Below are 15,531 nucleotides of genomic sequence, written 5' to 3'. Positions count from 1 at the left end.
AGAAGAGCCGCCGCGGGCGGACGCGTACTACCCCGAGCGGGAGGGCAGGTCGGGCTCCCAGTCGACCGTCTCGACGGCCAGATCGAGGACGGCGTCGACGTTCTCGTCCTCGGTGACGCTCATGTAGGCGTCGGCCTCGACGTCGCGCGAGCGGTCGCTCTTGTTACAGACGGTGAGGACGGGCGCGTCGAAGCGGTCGACAGCGGCGTCCCGGAGGGCGATCTGGGCGTCGAGGGGGTAGCCACACGATCCGCTGGCGTCGACGACGAACACGACGGCGTCGGCGAGGTGGGTCAGCGCGCTCACGGCCTGGTTCTCGATGTCGTTGCGCTCGTCGGCGGGACGGTCGAGCAACCCCGGGGTGTCGATGATCTGATAGCGGATGTGGTTCCGCTCGAAGTGACCGATCTGGATCCCCCGGGTGGTGAAGGGGTAGCTCGCGATCTCGTTGTCGGCGCGCGTGACGCCGTTCACGAACGACGACTTGCCGACGTTGGGGTAGCCGGCGACGACGATGGTCGGCTCGTCGGGGCGGATGTCGGGCAGGTCACGGAGCGCGTTGCGCGCCTCGCCGACCCGCAGGAGGTCCGCCTCGACCTCCTCGACCACGTCGGCCATCCGCGCGAACGCCTGTTTGCGGTGTTTGCGTGCCGTCTCGGGGTCGGTCTTCCGGAGCTTCGTGTTGTACTCCCGCTGGATCGTCTCGACCTGACGGCTCGCCCACGTCACCTCCGAGAGGCTGGCCCGGAGGGCGTCCAGCCCGACCTGTTCGGCGCCATCCTCGCCGGTTCTGGCGTCCAACTCCCGTCGCAACACCGCGTCCGCGAGCTCCCGGTAGAACGGATCGACGACGCCGAAGTCGGGCCACTCGGTCACCACGTTCTCCAAGTTGTCCGAGAGGATGTTTCCCGCCGTCTGCAGCATCGACTGCTGGGCCTCCAGGCCCGACTTCGCACGCCCGGAGCGGGCCGCCCGCGAGAACGCCTTGTCGATGAGCTCCTCCGACCGGGGCGTGGTCGGCAGGCCTTCGAAAATCATTGTCGACGTTTCGACACGGGCGGATAAAAGGTCGTCCGTTCGGGGCCGCCTCGCCGTCTCACCGGGCCGACGGCGCGACGGCGGACTGGTCGTCGTCCGGTCGGCGGGGACGTGCGCGCCAGCCCTCGACGCCGGCGGCGACGAGGAGCAGTCCGCCCGCCGCGAGCAGGAACGGCTCGGCGCCGAGGACGAACCGGGTCGACCCCCCGCCGTACGTCGACACCGTCACGTAGAGACCGGGATCGAGGGCGTAGTGCAGGACGGCCCGGGCGGCGTAGAACAGGACGACGCCGCCCGCCGCGACGGGGACGACGGCGAGGCGTCGCCACCGGTGGGCGGCGGCCGCCCCGACGACACCGATGAGGGCGAGCCGAGCGAGCAGCCGCTCCTCGTGGTTGAGGCCGCCGTCCCAGCCGGTCGTGACTGTGCCTTCGTAGCCCGGTGCGACGTGAACGAGCCCCTGGTGGATGCCGATCACGACCGCCGCGAAGCCGGCGGCCGCGACGGCGACGGGGACCAGTCGTCGTGACCGCATACCGTCGACTCGGGGGCGAACGGACATCAAGCTTGTCGGTCCAGATACTCCCCCTGGACGGCCACCACCTCGGCCGAGTCCGCGCAGTCGGCGTACCGCCGCAGGGGTTCGTCGTTGAGTTCGAGGAACGTCTCGCCCCACGTGAACTTCGCCAGGAGTCGCTCGGCGTGGGGTCGGTCGCCGAGGATGACCAGCCCCGCGGCGAGGGCCTCGACCGTGGTCAGCCGGAACGGCTTGCCGAAGTTGACGGGGTTGGCGGCGACGAGGTAGGGGAGCGCGCGGTGCTCGCCCGGAATCGAGAAGCGCGCCTGCCCGGCCGACTCCCACGAACAGTCGAGGGCGACCAGCGTCCCCGTCGCGTCGGCGGGCGAGAGCGCCCGCTCGGCGTGGGGGTTGAGCACCACGCCGTACGGCGTCGCCCGGTCCGAGCGGTGCAGGTCGACCAGGTCGAACCGCGCGAGTTTCCGGGCCGTACACTTCTCGGGGTCGTCGTCGCCCTCGTAGCGGACGTGCAGGTCCACGGCGGACGCAGACGGCCGACGGACAAAAACGGCTCGGGCGGGGGCGACGACAACGGTTTTGCCCGTCGCGGTGCACCGGACGGTATGGACGGGAGCGACGGCGGTGGGGCCGAGGCGACGGTTCGGGCGTTCTACGCCGCCATCGACGCCGGCGAGTACGACCGCCTCCGGGGGTTGCTCGCCCCCGAGTTCGTCCACCACCGCCCGGACCGGACCCTCGACGGACGGGAGCGGTTCGTCCGGTTCATGCGGGAGGAACGGCCACGAACCGACACCGAACACGTCCTCGACTCGGTGTGTGTCGGGCACGGGGAGACGTTCGCCCGTGGCCGCCTGCGGGCCGAGGGCGACGGCGACCTGTTCGGGTTCGTCGACGTCCACCGGATCGACGGCGACCGGATCGCGTCGCTGTCGACGTACACCGACTAGCCGAGCGATGGGGGCGACTCGTCGTCGCCCGCGGGCGACAGCTCGACCTCGATCTCCAGTTCGCCGTCGGGACCGTCGACGTACTCGACTTCGAGTTCGACGGCGTCGCTGTACGCGAAGTCGAGTTCCCAATCGCCACCGGAGAGTGTCACGCCACCCTCGCCCGACTGAAGCTGTTCGCCCAGGTCGACGAGGAACTCGCCGGCCACGGCCGCGGTCACGTCGTACTCCTCCTCGAAGTAGTCGCCGAGTTCGGTGCTGCCGGTCGCGTCGTCGTCGGGAACGTTCGCCATGGTTGACATACGTCGGGAGAGGATTTAAATTCGCGCCCGGCGCGCTTCACTCCCGCTCGCCCGCGCCTCACTCCCGCTCGCCCGCGCCGACGGCGCTCTCGCCGACCTTCTCGTGCCCCTCGATCATCTCCTGGCCGCCCATGTAGGGGCGGAGCGCCTCGGGGACGGTGACCGTGCCGTCGTCGTTCTGGTAGTACTCGAGGATGGCGACCATCACGCGGCCCACGGCCGTTCCCGAGGCGTTGAGCGTGTGGAGGTACTCCGCCGACTCGTGGCGCTCCGGCCGGTAGCGCAGACCGGCCCGGCGAGCCTGGAAGTCCTCGAAGTTCGAGGCGCTGGAGACTTCGAGCCAGCGGCCGCCGCGGTCCGGGCCGTCGTCGGCGTCGGTGCCGGGCGCCCACACCTCGATGTCGTAGGTCTTCGCCGAGGCGAAGGTCAGGTCGCCGGTACAGAGCGTGAGGATCCGGTAGGGGAGGCCGAGGCGCCGGAGGACTTCCTCGGCCTCGTCGACGAGTCCCTCCAGCCGGTCGTAGCTCTCGGCGGGGTCGACGAAGTTGACCAGTTCCACCTTGTTGAACTGGTGGACGCGGACGATGCCACGGGTCTCGGTGCCGTGTTCGCCCGCCTCGCGCCGGAAGTTTGGCGTGTACGCCTGGTGTTTCAGCGGGAGGTCGTCGCTGAGGAGGATGTCGTCGGCGTACATGTTGGTGACGGGAACCTCCGCGGTGGGGCAGAGCCAGAGGTCGTCGTCGTCGTAGTCGTCGGTCTCGGCACCGCCGACGCGGTAGGCGTCCTCCGCGAACTTCGGCAGCTGGCCGGTCCCCTCCATCGACGTCGATTTGACGGGGACGGGCGGGAACAGGTCGACGTACCCCTGCTCGCGGTGGACGTCGAGCATGAACTGGATCAGGGCGTGTTCGAGGCGGGCGCCGTCGCCCTTCAGGAAGTAGAAGCCGGCGCCGGTGGTCTTGGCCCCGCGGGCCTCGTCGATGACGTCGAGGTCCTCACCCAGGTCGTAGTGGGGGGTGACCGTCTCGGGCAGGTCCCGCAGGTCGTCGAAGCCGTGGCGACGCTCCTCGACGTTGTCGCTCTCGTCCTCGCCGACGGGCACGTCCTCGTGGGGGACGTTCGGGAGCTCCATCAGTCCCGCCTCCAGGTCGGCTTCGAGCTCGTCGGCGCGGGACTCGACCTCCTCCAGCCGATCCTTGAGTTCCTGGGAGCGCTCGATGGCCGCCTGGGCTTCCTCCTCTTTCCCCTCGGCTTTCAGCCGACCGATCCGGTCGCTGACCTCGTTGCGCTCGTGTCGCAGGTCGTCGCCCTCGCTTTTGAGCGACCGCCACTCCTCGTCGATCTCCAGGAGCCGATCGAGGTCCACGTCGTCGGCCATCCCTCGGTCCTCGAGGGTTCGACGCACCACGTCCGGGTTCTCCCGGAGATACTGCCTGCTGAGCATTTGGGCGCACTTCTCGGGGCCGAGACAAAACCGTGTCGGGACGTGACGGGCGACAGAACGCTTTTCACCGCCGCCGCCGGGGTTCGTCCATGGCCATCGGCGATCTCGCGTCCGTTCCCGGTACCGACATCCACTACGTCGACGTCGGCGCCTTCGACGTCCCCGGCTACGGCTCCGTCTACCTCGTCGACGCCGAGCACCCGGCGGTCGTCGACCCCGGACTCGGGACGAACGTCGACCTGGTGATCGACGCCCTCGACGACCGCGGGATCGACGACCTCGAATACGTGCTGACGACACACGTCCACCTGGATCACGCGGGCGGGGCCGGGCACCTGCTCGACGCCCACCCCGAAGCGACCGTGTTGACCCACGAGATCGGCGTGCCACACCTGATGGACCCCTCGCGGCTGGTCGCGGGGACGAAAGCCGCCGTGGGCGACCAGTGGCAGTATTACGTCGACCCGAAACCGGTGCCCGAGGACCGCATCGAGTCGCTCGCTGACGGCGACACGGTCGACCTGGGCGACCGGGTCCTCGACGTGGTCCACGCCCCCGGCCACGCCCCCCACCAGGTCGTCTTCCACGACCGGGGCGACGACGTCCTCTTCTCCGGCGACGCGGGCGGGATCCGCCCGCCCGGCGCCGACGAACTCTTCCCCACCTCGCCACCCGTCAACTTCGACCTGGAGACCTGCCTCGACGACGCGGCGACCATCGCCGAACGGAACCCCGAGCGGATCTGTTTCGGCCACTTCGGCGACGCCGCCTTCACCCCGGACCTGATGGACGAGTACGCCGAGATCCTCTCGGCGTGGATCGATCGGGTGCGCGAGGTGCGGGCCGACCTCGATACGGACGAGGCCGTGATCGAGCACTTCGCCGAGACGGCCACCCCGGTGGAGCCGTGGGGGGCACGCAAGACGCGGGCCGAATACCGGCTCAACGCGCGCGGTGCCCTCGGCTACCTCGACGCCGACGGGGACTGACCGTTCGGCGCGCGTCGCGGGGCCGGATCGCCCCGGTTTTTGCCGGTTCGTCCGGGGGAAACGGCGGGTTTTATCGGTGTCGCCCCCCCACCGGAGGGACACATGGAGGTGTACTGAATGGCCGGCGGGGGGAACCTCATCACGCTGGTCGCGGCGCTGATCGGGGTCGGGGTCGTCGCACAGATCCTCTCGGATCGCTTCCGCATCCCGAGCGTCGTCTTCCTGCTGGCGTCGGGCGTCATCCTCGGCCCCGAAGTGCTCGGCGTCGTCGGGCCCGAATCCTTCGGCAACGCGCTCTCGGCCATCGTCGGCCTCTCGGTGGCGATCATCGTCTTCGAGGGGGCCTTCCACCTGCGGGTCGGCCGCCTGCGCGAGGCCCCGGCCGCGGCGTTCAAACTGGTGACCCTCGGGGCGGCCATCGCGCTCGTCGGGACCACCGTCGTCGTCCACTACGCCCTCGGGACGAGCTGGATGGTCGCCGCGCTGATCGGCGCGTTGCTCGTCGCCACCGGGCCGACCGTCATCGCTCCCATCTTGGAGGTGGTGCCGGTGCGGAACCGAGTCGGGACCGCCCTCGAGACCGAGGGGATCGTGAACGACGTGACGGCGGCGATCCTGGCGGTCGTCATCTTCGAGGCGATCATCCAGGACGTCCGGGCACCGAGCGAACTGTTCGTACTGTTCACGCAGCGACTCGGGAGCGGTATCGTCGTCGGCCTCACCGTCGCGGCCGTCGTCTTCTACGCGCTCCGATATATCGACCTCTCGCCCGGGAACGCGCCACAGAACGCCCGGCTCCTGGTACTCGGTGGGGCACTGGTCGCGTACGGGGCCGCGGAAGCGGTGGCCACCGAAGCCGGCATCGCCGCCGTCGCCACCGCGGGCATCGTTCTCGGGAACGCGGACGTTCCCTACGAGAAGGAGATCACGGCGTTCAAAGGCGACGTGACGCTGATCGTGCTCTCTTTCGTCTTCATCACGCTCGCGGCGTTGCTTCGGTTCGAGTATCTGCTCGCGCTGGGGGTGGGTGGCCTGCTCGTCGCCGCTGTCGTCGCGGTCGTGGTTCGGCCGTTGCTGGTGTTCATCAGCACCGCCGGCGACCGCTTCACCCGCGGGGAGCGCCTCTTCATGAGCTTCGTCGGCCCCCGCGGGATCATCCCCGCGTCGGTCGCGACGCTCTTTGCCGTCGAGTTCCGCGCCGAAGGGATGGGGGCCGAAGCGAACGTCCTCGTCGGCACCGTCTTTCTCGTCATCTTCCTCACGGTCGCACTGGAGGCCGGACTCGCCAGACAGATCGCCGAATTCCTCGACGTGATACCAATGCGTGTGATCATCATCGGCGCCGGGAGCGTGGGTCGAACCCTCGCCCTGCGCCTCGAAGACCGCGGAGAGAACGTCGTCCTGGTCGACCAGGACGTGAACAGCGTCGAACGGGCGCGCAACGAGGGGCTGACCGTTCACCACGGCGACGGCACCGACACCGAGGTGTTGCGGTCGGCCGGCGCCGAGAACGCCAAGATCGTCGCCACGACCACCGGCGACGACGACGTGAACCTGCTGGTCGCCCAGTTGGCCGACTCGAAGTTCTCGCCCGGCACCATCCTGGCGCGCGTGAACAACCCCGACAACGTCGACGCGTTCGAGGATCTGGGGGTGCGGGCCATCTCCTCCGTCGACGCGACGGCGATGGCCTTCGACGACTACATCGAGCGCCCGTCGCTCGTCAACTGGACGAGCGAGATCGGTCACGAGGGCGAAGTCCAGGAGATCGACGTCACCTCCGAGGACATCGTCGGCAAGACCATCTCGGAGATCGGACCGAAGCTCCCCGCCCGGTGTCTGATCGCGCTGATCACCCGCGACGGGAAGAGCATCGTCCCCGACGGCGACTGTCGGCTCGAACACGGCGACCAGATCACCCTGATCGGCGACGACGACGCCGTCTCCGAGGCGCTCTCCGTCGTCCACCCCGACGGGCAGTAAGCCCACGGGAGCGCCTCACACGCCGTAGTACTGCCGTCGCCCGATCCGACGGCCTTAAACGGCTCCCACGAGAACAGGATAGGGATGACCGACCCGGCTCTCGAAGTCGTAGAGTTTCTCCTGACGGCCCACGTCTACACCAACGACCGGAGCCTGGACGAGAACGACCTGCCGCCGCGGTACCGACGCGTGTTCTGGGCGGACGAGGACGCCGAGGACGACGCGGACGACGACGACCCGACGCCGAACGGCGGGATCGAGCGGCCGCTGGTCGTCACCGAGACGACCGCGCGACAGGCGACGGGGGTCGAACACCCCTGGGACGCCGTCTCGGACCTCCTGTTCACCGAGCAGGAGAACTTCTCGGGGCGCATCTCGCTCACCCAGGAGGACATGGCGATCGACTGGCTTGTCGAACGCGCCGACCGCGAGCGCGTCGCGACCAACCCGACGCTCGCGTCGGTGGTCGCCGACCGCGACGACGTCGACGTGACACTCGCCGAGGCGCGCGAGCAGACCCGGCCGATCCACGCCGACCGGGTGTGGATCGACAGCCTGCTCGAGGCCTACTTCGACGAGGACGAGGACGGCGAGATGCTGGATCTCGTGCAGGTCCGCGCCCCCGAGGAGATCGAGATGACCCTCGACGACCTCGTGCTCACGGAGGATCAGGAAGGCGAGATCCAGAAGCTCGTCAAGGCGATCGAACACCGGGAGTACCTGGCCGAGATCGGCCTCCGCGAGATCGGCAAGCTCCTCTTCGTCGGCCCGCCGGGGACGGGGAAGACGACCGCCTCGCGGGCGCTCGCACACGAACTCGGCCTGCCCTTCGTCGAGGTGAAGCTGTCGATGATCACCAGCCAGTACCTCGGCGAGACGGCCAAGAACGTCGAGAAGACCTTCGAGGTCGCCAAGCGGCTCTCGCCGTGTATCCTCTTCATCGACGAGTTCGACTCGGTCGCCAAGACCCGACGCTCGGACGAACACGCCGCGCTCAAGCGAGCCGTCAACACCCTGCTCAAGAGCATCGACGACATCAGCCTCATCCGCGACGAGGTGCTCCTGATCGGCGCGACCAACCACCCGGATCAGCTCGACGCCGCGGCCTGGCGCCGGTTCGACGAGATCGTCAACTTCCCCAAGCCCGACCGCGGGATGCGGGCCGACATCCTCGACGTGATCACACGACGGATGGACATCGCCGAGTTCGACCCGGACTCGGTCGCCGAGCGCACCGAGGGACTCACCGGGAGCGACCTCCGGATGGTCCTCCGGGAGGCGGTGCTGGAGGCGCTCACCGAGGAGCGCACGACCCTCACCCAGGAGGACATCCTCGACGCGGTCGAGGACTTCGAGGAGCGGGACAACCTCAAGAACATGGACATGATCGACGGGGACGCCGACACGCTCGTCGCCGGCGACGGCGGCCACGCGGACCACGACCACTGACGACCCGGCCCGGAACTTTTGTCGACCGCGGCCCACGACTCGGACATGACGGCGCCCGACCTCCGAACGGCCGTCGACGGCCTCCTCCACGAGGAGACGCAGATCCACGAGGACGGTATCGACCTCACCGCCGGCGCGGTGTACGTGGTCGACGACGCGGGCCGGATCGACTTCGGCGGCGGCGAACTCGAACCGGCGCGAACCCGCCCCCACGAGACCCGCACGCGTCGCCCGGACGACGACTACGGCTGGTGGCACCTCGACGGCGGCCAGTACCTGATCGAATACAACGAGTCCCTGACGGCGGGTCCCGCACTACTCCAGACCCGCGAGGCGGTGCTCGAACGCGGCGCTTCCCACCCGACGCGGGTCGTCACGTCGCTCCCGCGGATGCCGCTCTCGGTGAGCGACGGCGGCCTCTACCTGAAGGAGAACGCGCGGGTGTCGACGCTCCGGCCTCACTCCGCCCAGTCGGGGCGGTAGGAGGGCTCGGGGTGGTCGGGGTCGGACCGGACCAGCGACGAGGCGAGAGCCGCGACGGCGAGGAACGGTAGGATCGGCAGGAGAAAGAGGAAACACAGCGCGCCGACTCCCTGCCCGACCCGTGCCATGACCAGTTCGGCGAACGACATACCGAGTGTTGCACGTCGGTCCATAGTCGCCGCGCCGGTAGGAACGGTGGTCACTACGGCGTTTCGGTGACGGCGGATTTTGTCGGAGATCGGCCGCAGGCTAGTGGTCGTCGCCGCGCAACTGGCCGACGCTGCGTTCGATTTCGGCGACCTTCTCGGTCTGGCGCTCGGCGGCGCGAGCCACCTCGGCGACCTCCTCGGCGACCTGATCGGCGCGGTCGCGGGCCTCGTCCACCATGGCGGCGATCTCCTCGGCGCTGGCGGCCTGCTCGTCCGTTGCCGTCGACACCTCCTGGATACCGGCGACGGCCTCGCCGACCGCCTCGACGATCTCGTCGAGTTTCGCCATGCTCGACTCGACCTCCGCGACCCCGTCGTCGATCTCCGACTCGGTCGCTTCGAGGCTGTCGACGGTCCCCTCGGTCCGTCGCTGGACCTCGACGATCATCGACTCGATCTCCCCCGCCTGGTCCTGGGCCTCCTGGGCGAGCGACTTGATCTCGTTGGCGACGACCGCGAACCCGTCGCTGTCGTGGTCGGCGCGGGCCGCCTCGATGTTGGCGTTGAGTGCCAACAGGTTCGTCTGATCCGCGATGTCGTTGATCACTTCGATCACCTCGTCGATCTCGTCGACGGTGCCGCTGAGTTCGTCGACGTCGGTGCGAACCTCCCGACTCGACGACCGGACCGACGACATCACGTCGCGGACCTCCCGGCTGACTTCCCGGCCCGACTCGGCGTGGTCCCGGGCCTGTCGACTGGTGTCGGCGACGGAGTCGGCCGTCGAGGCCACCTCCTCGACGGTGGCGCTGAGGTTCGACACCTCGTCGGCGACCTCCTCGGTGCGGTCGGCCTGTTCCTCGGCGATCCCTTCCATCCGGGTGGCGCTGTCGGCGACCTCCTGGGTGATCTCCCGCAGTTCCCGCGTCTGGTCGTCCACGTCCGCCACGAGGCCGTCGAGGGTCGCACCCATCTCGTTCAGCGAGTCGACGACCGTCAACAGTTCCTCGTCGATGTACTCGTCGGCGGTGAACTCGGCGCGGGCGCTCAGGTCGCCGTCCTGGATCGCGTGCATGGCCGAGGTGACCTCTTCGACGAGGTCCTCGATTCGCTGCCGGCGGCGTACCTCCTCGGTGCGGTCCTTGACGAGTTCGACCACGCCCACGAGTTCGCCATCGTCGTACAGCGGCGACGCGCTGAACGTGATGTGTCGGGTGTCGCCGCGCGTGTCGGTGAACGTGCTCCGGTCCTGATATTCGGGGTGGTCGCCGTCGTCGATCCGCTCGACGTCGAACTCCCGGTGGGCGTCGCGGGGGGCATCCAGTACCTTGTCCGCGAGGGTCTTGGCCCGACGGCCGTCCTGGTACCACGCCTCGCCGACCGAGTCCGCCGCCCGCGCGTCGGCCTCGGTACTCCCCGTCAACTCCACCATCCCCCGATTCCAGAGAACGACCTCGTGATCGGCGTCGAGAATGAAGATAGGTGCGCCGATCCGGCCGATTATCGCGTCGAACGACAGGGGGAACTCAGCCACGTGTCGCTCCGATTGTTTGGGTGTGCTCATGGGTCTCGCCGTCGCTAGCGTCCAGAGGGACGTTCGGTCGCATATAATTGGGGGATCGATTATCCAGAATGATACTGGCGTGCCCCCGGCCGGCGCCGGTTAGAGGTCGAGCACCGCGCGGAACCGGGCGTCGTTCTCCATCATCCGGTCGTAGGCGTCGGTCACGTCCTCGAGGGCGAACGTCTCGACGACGGGCGTGATCTCCCGGAGGGAACTGAACTCGAGGGTGTCCTGGGAGTCGCGGGCGTGTCCGGAGCCCCACCCGGAGACGGCACCGCGGGTCGCGACCAGATGCTGGACGTCGGTCGGGACGGGTTCGCCGGGGATGCCGACGACCACGACCTCGCCGTCGGTGCCGATGCCGCCGAGCACCGACTCGATGGCGTCCGCGGAGGGGGCCGTCGAGAGGACGACCCGGGCGCCGCCGAGTTCCTGGAGCGCCTCGGCGGGGTCGCGGTCGGCCGCGTTCACGAAGTGGTCCGCGCCGAGGTCGAGCGCCAGGTCGCGTTTCTCGGGACTACGGGAGATCGCGACCGTCTCGAAGCCGGCGGCGTGGGCGTACTGGACGCCGAGGTGACCGAGGCCGCCGACGCCGACGACGGCGACGACGTCGCCGGGGCGGGCGTCGCTGTTCCGGAGCGCGTTGTACGTGGTGACGCCCGCACACAGGAGCGGCGCGGCGTCGACGGCCGACAGGTCCTCGGGGACGGCCGCCAGCGCCTCCCCCGGGACGGTCGCGTACTCCGCGTAGCCGCCGTCGAAGGTCAGACCCGTGATCTCGGCGTTCTCACACTGGAGGAAGTCGCCGCGACGGCAGGGATCGCAGGTGAAACAGTGGCCGCCGTGCCACCCGGCGCCGACGCGGTCGCCCTCGCTCCAGGCGGTAACCTCCTCGCCGACGGCGTCGACGTGGCCGACCACCTCGTGGCCCGGGACCCGCGGGTAGCTCACGCCGGGGAACGTCCCCTCGACGACGAAGGCGTCGCTGTGGCAGATCCCACAGGCGTCGACGGCGATACGGACCTCCGTCGGCGCCGGTTCCGGCACCGCTCGGTCGACCACTTCGAAGTCGGCACCGGCCTCGGGGACGACGGCCGCTCGCATCGTCTCTGTCATGTCCGTCAGGACGGGACGGCGCGGGAAAACCCGCACGTTCGGGGCAAGGCGGCCCGCAACCGGCGGTCGGAGCGAACAGTTCTAATACGGTGGCCTCAGAGGGGGGGAACGTGACGTCGATAGCATGGATTCGGGATTGACCCGCGAGGTGCTCGACGCGCTCCCCGCTCGGATCGCGGTGCTGGACGGGACGGGACGGATCGTCGAGACCAACGCCGCGTGGCGCGCGTTCGCCGCGGAGCGCGACCACCCGCTGGTCCCCCGCGACGGGGACGAGGGACGGACGTACCTCGAAACGCTCGCCCGTTCGGGGAACGATCAGGCCTCGACGGTCGCGACGCGGGTCCGGTCGCTCCTCGACGACGACGACCACGCCGGGACCGAACTCGCGTACCGGGCGGACGCCGACGGCGACGCGCTCCGGATCACCCTCGCGCCGGTGACTCACGACGGCGACCGGTTCGTCGTCCTGCACCACGCGGACCGGGAACGGGAGGGGACGGAGGGGGGAACGGGCGAGCGGATCAGTTCCCAGCTCAAGGAGCGGGCGATGGACGAGGCCCCCGTCGGCATCACCATCTCCGATCCCGAAGACCCCGACAACCCGGTCATCTACGCCAACGCCGCCTTCGAACGGATCACGGGCTACCCCGTCGAGGAGGTCCTCGGGCGAAACTGTCGGTTCCTCCAGGGCCCAGACACCGATCCGGAGACGGTCGCACGGATGCGACAGGCGGTCGAGGACCAGGACCCCGTCACCGTCGAAGTGCGCAACTACCGTCGGAACGACGAGGAGTTCTGGAACCAGGTCACCATCGCACCCCTGTACGACCACGCGGGCGAACTCGCACACTACGTCGGCTTCCAGCAGGACGTGACCGACCGCAAGCGGGCCGAGCGGGACCTCGAAACCGAGCGCGACCGACTCGCGCTCCTCAACCAGATCGTCCGCCACGACATCCGAAACGACATGTCGGTCGCGCTGGGGTGGGGCGGTGAACTCGCCAAGCGGATCGACCCGGCGGACGAGGACGCCTTCGAGCGGATCATGACCGCCGCCACCCACACCAAGGAACTCACCGAGGCAGTGGGGGACCTCGTCGACATCCTGGGGACGGCCGACCCGGAGCTCGAAGCCATCCCCCTGGCGCCGGTGCTCCGGACGGAGGTCGACCGCGTGCGCTCGAACTTCGACTACCGGTCGCAGTCGGTCACGATCCGCGGCGACGACGACCTGCCCACGGTGGACGTGTGGGCCACCCCGATCCTCGCGTCGGTCTTCGGCAACCTCCTCGACAACGCCGTCTTCCACAACGACAAGGCGACGATCGAGATCGAGGTCGGCGCCGAGGTGACCGCGGAGACGGCCGTCGTCCGCATCGCCGACAACGGCCCCGGGGTGCCCGACGAGCGCAAGCGGGAGGTCTTCGGCCGCGGCGAGAAGGGACTGGAGAGCCCGGGAAGCGGCCTCGGCCTCTATCTCGTCGACAACCTCGTCGACACGTACGGCGGGTCGGTCCGGATCGAGGACAACGACCCCGAGGGGGCCGTCTTCCGTGTCGAACTGCGGCGAGCCGACCCGGAATCCCACAGTACTTGACCGTCCGTCGAGTATCGCGCGTCGATGGCCGACGAACACGGGGGGTTCGAGGACGTCAGCGAGACGCTCGACGGACACCCGATGGTGAACCTGCTGGCCTACGCCCGAGCCTACTGGCCGCGTCTGACCCTCGGCGTCCTCGCCGCCTTCTGTACCCGTTTCGCCCGTCTGGTCCCGCCGATCCTCGTCGCCACCGCCATCGATCGGGTCATCAACGGCCCTGCGGACCCCGGGCTGCTGGCCACGGTCGGCCTGCTTCCGGCCGAGCCCATCGTGGGGCGTGCGGCCCGGGTCGCGCTCCTCGAACGGCTGGTGCTCATCGCGGCGCTCGCCTACCTTCTCCGGTCGGTCACCCGCTTTGCCTCCCGGTACCTCCTCCAGTCCTCGGCCCAGAAGATCCAACGCGACCTCCGCAACGACACCTACGACCACCTCCAGCGCCTCTCGATGGACTTCTTCGTCGACCACCAGACCGGCGCGATGATGTCGGTGCTCAACAGCGACGTCAACCGACTGGAGAAGTTCCTCAACACCGAGTTCCGGCAGGTGATCCGCGTCGTGGCCACCGTCGGCGGCATCGCGGTCGTCCTCTGGCACTACTCGCCGAAACTCGCCGCCATCGCGCTCGCGCCCGTCCCCATCATCGGCCTCGCGAGCGGTCGCTTCCTCACCTGGATCGAGCCACGCTACAAGTCCATCCGGGAGTCGGTCGCCCGCCTCAACACCCGCCTGGAGAACAACCTCGGCGGCGCCGCGGTGATCAAGAGCTTCAACCGCTACGGGTTCGAGCGCGACCGGGTCGCCGAGCGGAGCCAGGACTACCACGACGAGAAGGTCGGCGCCCTGCGGATCAGGCGGGCCTTCTTCGCCGGCCTCCGCCTGCTCACCGGCGTCGTGTTCGTCCTCGTGCTCTACGTCGGCGGCCTCGACAACATCAACGGGGCCGAGGGGGCGCTCACCGCCGGGAGCTTCGCCCTCTTCTTTCTCTACCTCCGGCGGCTCTACTCGCCGATGCGTCGCGTCGGGAAGTCCGCGAACAAGTACCAGCTCGCGAAATCGAGCGCCGAACGGGTGTTCGGCCTCCTCGGGCGGGAGCCGACGGTCACCTCGCCCCCCGATCCGTACCGCCCCGACGACGTGGACGGCGACGTGACCTTCGAGGACGTGACCTTCGGCTACGGCGACCGGGCGCCGGTGCTCCGGGACGTCTCGCTTTCCGTCCCCGCGGGCGCGACCGTCGGGCTGGCGGGCACCACCGGCGCGGGCAAGTCGACGCTGGTGAAGCTCCTGCCGCGGTTCCACGACGTCGACTCGGGTGCCGTCCGGATCGACGGCGTCGACGTCCGCGAGTACGACCTCGACGCCCTGCGGGACGAGATCGCGCTCGTCGAACAGAACCCCTACCTCTTCTCGGGCACCGTCGCCGAGAACATCGCCTACGGGGACCGTGCGGCGCTGGCCGCCGAACGGGACGCCGACGACGCCGCCCGGGATCGGGTGATCGAGGCCGCGAAAGCCGCCGAAGCCCACGACTTCGTCACCGACCTCCCCGCGGGCTACGACACGCTCGTCGGGGAACGCGGCGTCAAACTCTCCGGCGGGCAGCGCCAGCGCCTCGCCATCGCGCGGGCCCTGGTCAACGACCCCGCCATCATCGTCTTCGACGAGGCGACCAGCGACGTCGACACCGAAACCGAGGAGCGCATCCAGGAGAGCCTCGACCGCCTCGTCGAGGACCGCACCGCCTTCGTCATCGCCCACCGCCTCTCGACGATCCGCGACGCCGATCGGATCGTCGTCCTCGAGGACGGCGAGATCGTCGAGTCGGGGAGCCACGCGGACCTCCTGGCGGACGAGGGGGACTACGCCGCCCTCTGGCACGCACAGGCCGACGCCCGGACACCCGCCGACGACTGACGTCGTCGGTCG

The 15,531-nt window shown here is 69.4% G+C and carries 15 protein-coding genes; 7 read left to right on the top strand and 8 right to left on the bottom strand.

Annotation, left to right across the window (positions count from 1 at the left end; translation table 11 throughout):
- Window positions 1–27: 27 nt before the first annotated feature.
- The 3 genes from NO364_RS16315 to NO364_RS16305 are packed head-to-tail and all read right to left on the bottom strand — an operon-like array spanning window position 28 to window position 2,094.
- The gene (locus NO364_RS16315) at window positions 28–1,038 is read right to left on the bottom strand and encodes an NOG1 family protein (protein ID WP_257628045.1); all 1,011 of its coding nucleotides are present in this window, start codon (window positions 1,036–1,038) and stop codon (window positions 28–30) included.
- Between the two features lie 58 nt (window positions 1,039–1,096).
- Window positions 1,097–1,573, bottom strand: a complete 477-nt coding sequence (locus tag NO364_RS16310) for a hypothetical protein (protein ID WP_157689877.1) — start codon at window positions 1,571–1,573, stop codon at window positions 1,097–1,099.
- 26 nt (window positions 1,574–1,599) lie between these two features.
- On the bottom strand, window positions 1,600–2,094 hold the full coding sequence (locus tag NO364_RS16305; RefSeq protein WP_157689878.1) for a DUF367 family protein: 495 nt from the start codon (window positions 2,092–2,094) through the stop codon (window positions 1,600–1,602).
- A gap of 84 nt (window positions 2,095–2,178) precedes the next feature.
- Between NO364_RS16305 and NO364_RS16300 the strand changes: the two genes are divergently transcribed.
- Window positions 2,179–2,523 carry a nuclear transport factor 2 family protein gene (locus NO364_RS16300; protein WP_257628044.1) on the top strand — a complete coding sequence of 115 codons (345 nt, stop codon included), beginning with the start codon at window positions 2,179–2,181 and terminating at the stop codon, window positions 2,521–2,523.
- On the opposite strand, the gene NO364_RS16295 is transcribed toward NO364_RS16300, so the two are convergent.
- Both NO364_RS16295 and serS read right to left on the bottom strand, forming a co-directional pair.
- Window positions 2,520–2,816, bottom strand: coding sequence for an amphi-Trp domain-containing protein (locus tag NO364_RS16295; RefSeq protein WP_157689880.1), 297 nt, complete (start codon window positions 2,814–2,816; stop codon window positions 2,520–2,522). The two genes, NO364_RS16300 and NO364_RS16295, sit on opposite strands and share 4 nt — an antisense overlap.
- 67 nt (window positions 2,817–2,883) lie before the next feature.
- A complete protein-coding gene (serS, locus tag NO364_RS16290; RefSeq protein WP_257628043.1) occupies window positions 2,884–4,269 on the bottom strand; it encodes a serine--tRNA ligase in 1,386 nt (461 codons plus the stop codon).
- Window positions 4,270–4,358: 89 nt separating this feature from the next.
- Here serS and NO364_RS16285 point away from each other — a divergent pair, with 89 nt between their 5' ends.
- From NO364_RS16285 to NO364_RS16270, 4 genes are all read left to right on the top strand, one after another.
- Window positions 4,359–5,258 carry an MBL fold metallo-hydrolase gene (locus NO364_RS16285; protein WP_157689882.1) on the top strand — a complete coding sequence of 300 codons (900 nt, stop codon included), beginning with the start codon at window positions 4,359–4,361 and terminating at the stop codon, window positions 5,256–5,258.
- Between the two features lie 117 nt (window positions 5,259–5,375).
- Window positions 5,376–7,241 (top strand): cation:proton antiporter domain-containing protein, encoded by a 1,866-nt coding sequence (locus NO364_RS16280; protein WP_157689883.1) that lies wholly within the window; start codon window positions 5,376–5,378, stop codon window positions 7,239–7,241.
- An 84-nt stretch (window positions 7,242–7,325) separates the two neighbouring features.
- Window positions 7,326–8,690: an ATP-binding protein gene (locus NO364_RS16275; protein ID WP_157689884.1), complete on the top strand. Its 1,365-nt coding sequence runs from the start codon at window positions 7,326–7,328 to the stop codon at window positions 8,688–8,690.
- Between the two features lie 45 nt (window positions 8,691–8,735).
- On the top strand, window positions 8,736–9,173 hold the full coding sequence (locus NO364_RS16270; protein ID WP_157689885.1) for a dCTP deaminase/dUTPase family protein: 438 nt from the start codon (window positions 8,736–8,738) through the stop codon (window positions 9,171–9,173).
- Here the strand turns inward: NO364_RS16270 and NO364_RS16265 are convergent.
- The 3 genes from NO364_RS16265 to NO364_RS16255 all read right to left on the bottom strand — a co-directional run bounded on the left by NO364_RS16265 (window position 9,149) and on the right by NO364_RS16255 (window position 11,990).
- The gene (locus tag NO364_RS16265; protein WP_157689886.1) at window positions 9,149–9,322 is read right to left on the bottom strand and encodes a hypothetical protein; all 174 of its coding nucleotides are present in this window, start codon (window positions 9,320–9,322) and stop codon (window positions 9,149–9,151) included. The two genes, NO364_RS16270 and NO364_RS16265, sit on opposite strands and share 25 nt — an antisense overlap.
- 100 nt (window positions 9,323–9,422) lie before the next feature.
- Complete coding sequence (locus NO364_RS16260; RefSeq protein WP_257628042.1) at window positions 9,423–10,886, bottom strand: methyl-accepting chemotaxis protein; 1,464 nt, start codon at window positions 10,884–10,886, stop codon at window positions 9,423–9,425.
- A 99-nt stretch (window positions 10,887–10,985) separates the two neighbouring features.
- On the bottom strand, window positions 10,986–11,990 hold the full coding sequence (locus NO364_RS16255; protein ID WP_157691173.1) for an alcohol dehydrogenase: 1,005 nt from the start codon (window positions 11,988–11,990) through the stop codon (window positions 10,986–10,988).
- 136 nt (window positions 11,991–12,126) lie between these two features.
- Here NO364_RS16255 and NO364_RS16250 point away from each other — a divergent pair, with 136 nt between their 5' ends.
- Entirely contained in the window at window positions 12,127–13,602 is a 1,476-nt protein-coding gene (locus NO364_RS16250) for a PAS domain-containing protein (RefSeq protein ID WP_257628041.1), read from the top strand.
- Between the two features lie 24 nt (window positions 13,603–13,626).
- Entirely contained in the window at window positions 13,627–15,519 is a 1,893-nt protein-coding gene (locus NO364_RS16245) for an ABC transporter ATP-binding protein (RefSeq protein WP_257628040.1), read from the top strand.
- The last annotated feature ends 12 nt before the right edge of the window (window positions 15,520–15,531 follow it).

The organism is Haloplanus salinarum (assembly GCF_024498175.1).
GTDB classification, from domain to species: Archaea; Halobacteriota; Halobacteria; order Halobacteriales; family Haloferacaceae; genus Haloplanus; species Haloplanus salinarum.
This window is presented reverse-complemented; position numbering and strand designations above follow the sequence as displayed.

Excerpts from the sequence above, each read along its gene's own strand:
- NO364_RS16315 (WP_257628045.1), bottom strand. The coding sequence starts at position 1,038 with ATGATTTTCGAAGGCCTGCCGACCACGCCCCGGTCGGAGGAGCTCATC.
- NO364_RS16310 (WP_157689877.1), bottom strand. The coding sequence starts at position 1,573 with ATGCGGTCACGACGACTGGTCCCCGTCGCCGTCGCGGCCGCCGGCTTC.
- NO364_RS16300 (WP_257628044.1), top strand. The coding sequence starts at position 2,179 with ATGGACGGGAGCGACGGCGGTGGGGCCGAGGCGACGGTTCGGGCGTTC.
- NO364_RS16295 (WP_157689880.1), bottom strand. The coding sequence starts at position 2,816 with ATGGCGAACGTTCCCGACGACGACGCGACCGGCAGCACCGAACTCGGC.
- serS (WP_257628043.1), bottom strand. The coding sequence starts at position 4,269 with ATGCTCAGCAGGCAGTATCTCCGGGAGAACCCGGACGTGGTGCGTCGA.
- NO364_RS16285 (WP_157689882.1), top strand. The coding sequence starts at position 4,359 with ATGGCCATCGGCGATCTCGCGTCCGTTCCCGGTACCGACATCCACTAC.
- NO364_RS16280 (WP_157689883.1), top strand. The coding sequence starts at position 5,376 with ATGGCCGGCGGGGGGAACCTCATCACGCTGGTCGCGGCGCTGATCGGG.
- NO364_RS16275 (WP_157689884.1), top strand. The coding sequence starts at position 7,326 with ATGACCGACCCGGCTCTCGAAGTCGTAGAGTTTCTCCTGACGGCCCAC.
- NO364_RS16270 (WP_157689885.1), top strand. The coding sequence starts at position 8,736 with ATGACGGCGCCCGACCTCCGAACGGCCGTCGACGGCCTCCTCCACGAG.
- NO364_RS16265 (WP_157689886.1), bottom strand. The coding sequence starts at position 9,322 with ATGTCGTTCGCCGAACTGGTCATGGCACGGGTCGGGCAGGGAGTCGGC.
- NO364_RS16260 (WP_257628042.1), bottom strand. The coding sequence starts at position 10,886 with ATGAGCACACCCAAACAATCGGAGCGACACGTGGCTGAGTTCCCCCTG.
- NO364_RS16255 (WP_157691173.1), bottom strand. The coding sequence starts at position 11,990 with ATGCGAGCGGCCGTCGTCCCCGAGGCCGGTGCCGACTTCGAAGTGGTC.
- NO364_RS16250 (WP_257628041.1), top strand. The coding sequence starts at position 12,127 with ATGGATTCGGGATTGACCCGCGAGGTGCTCGACGCGCTCCCCGCTCGG.
- NO364_RS16245 (WP_257628040.1), top strand. The coding sequence starts at position 13,627 with ATGGCCGACGAACACGGGGGGTTCGAGGACGTCAGCGAGACGCTCGAC.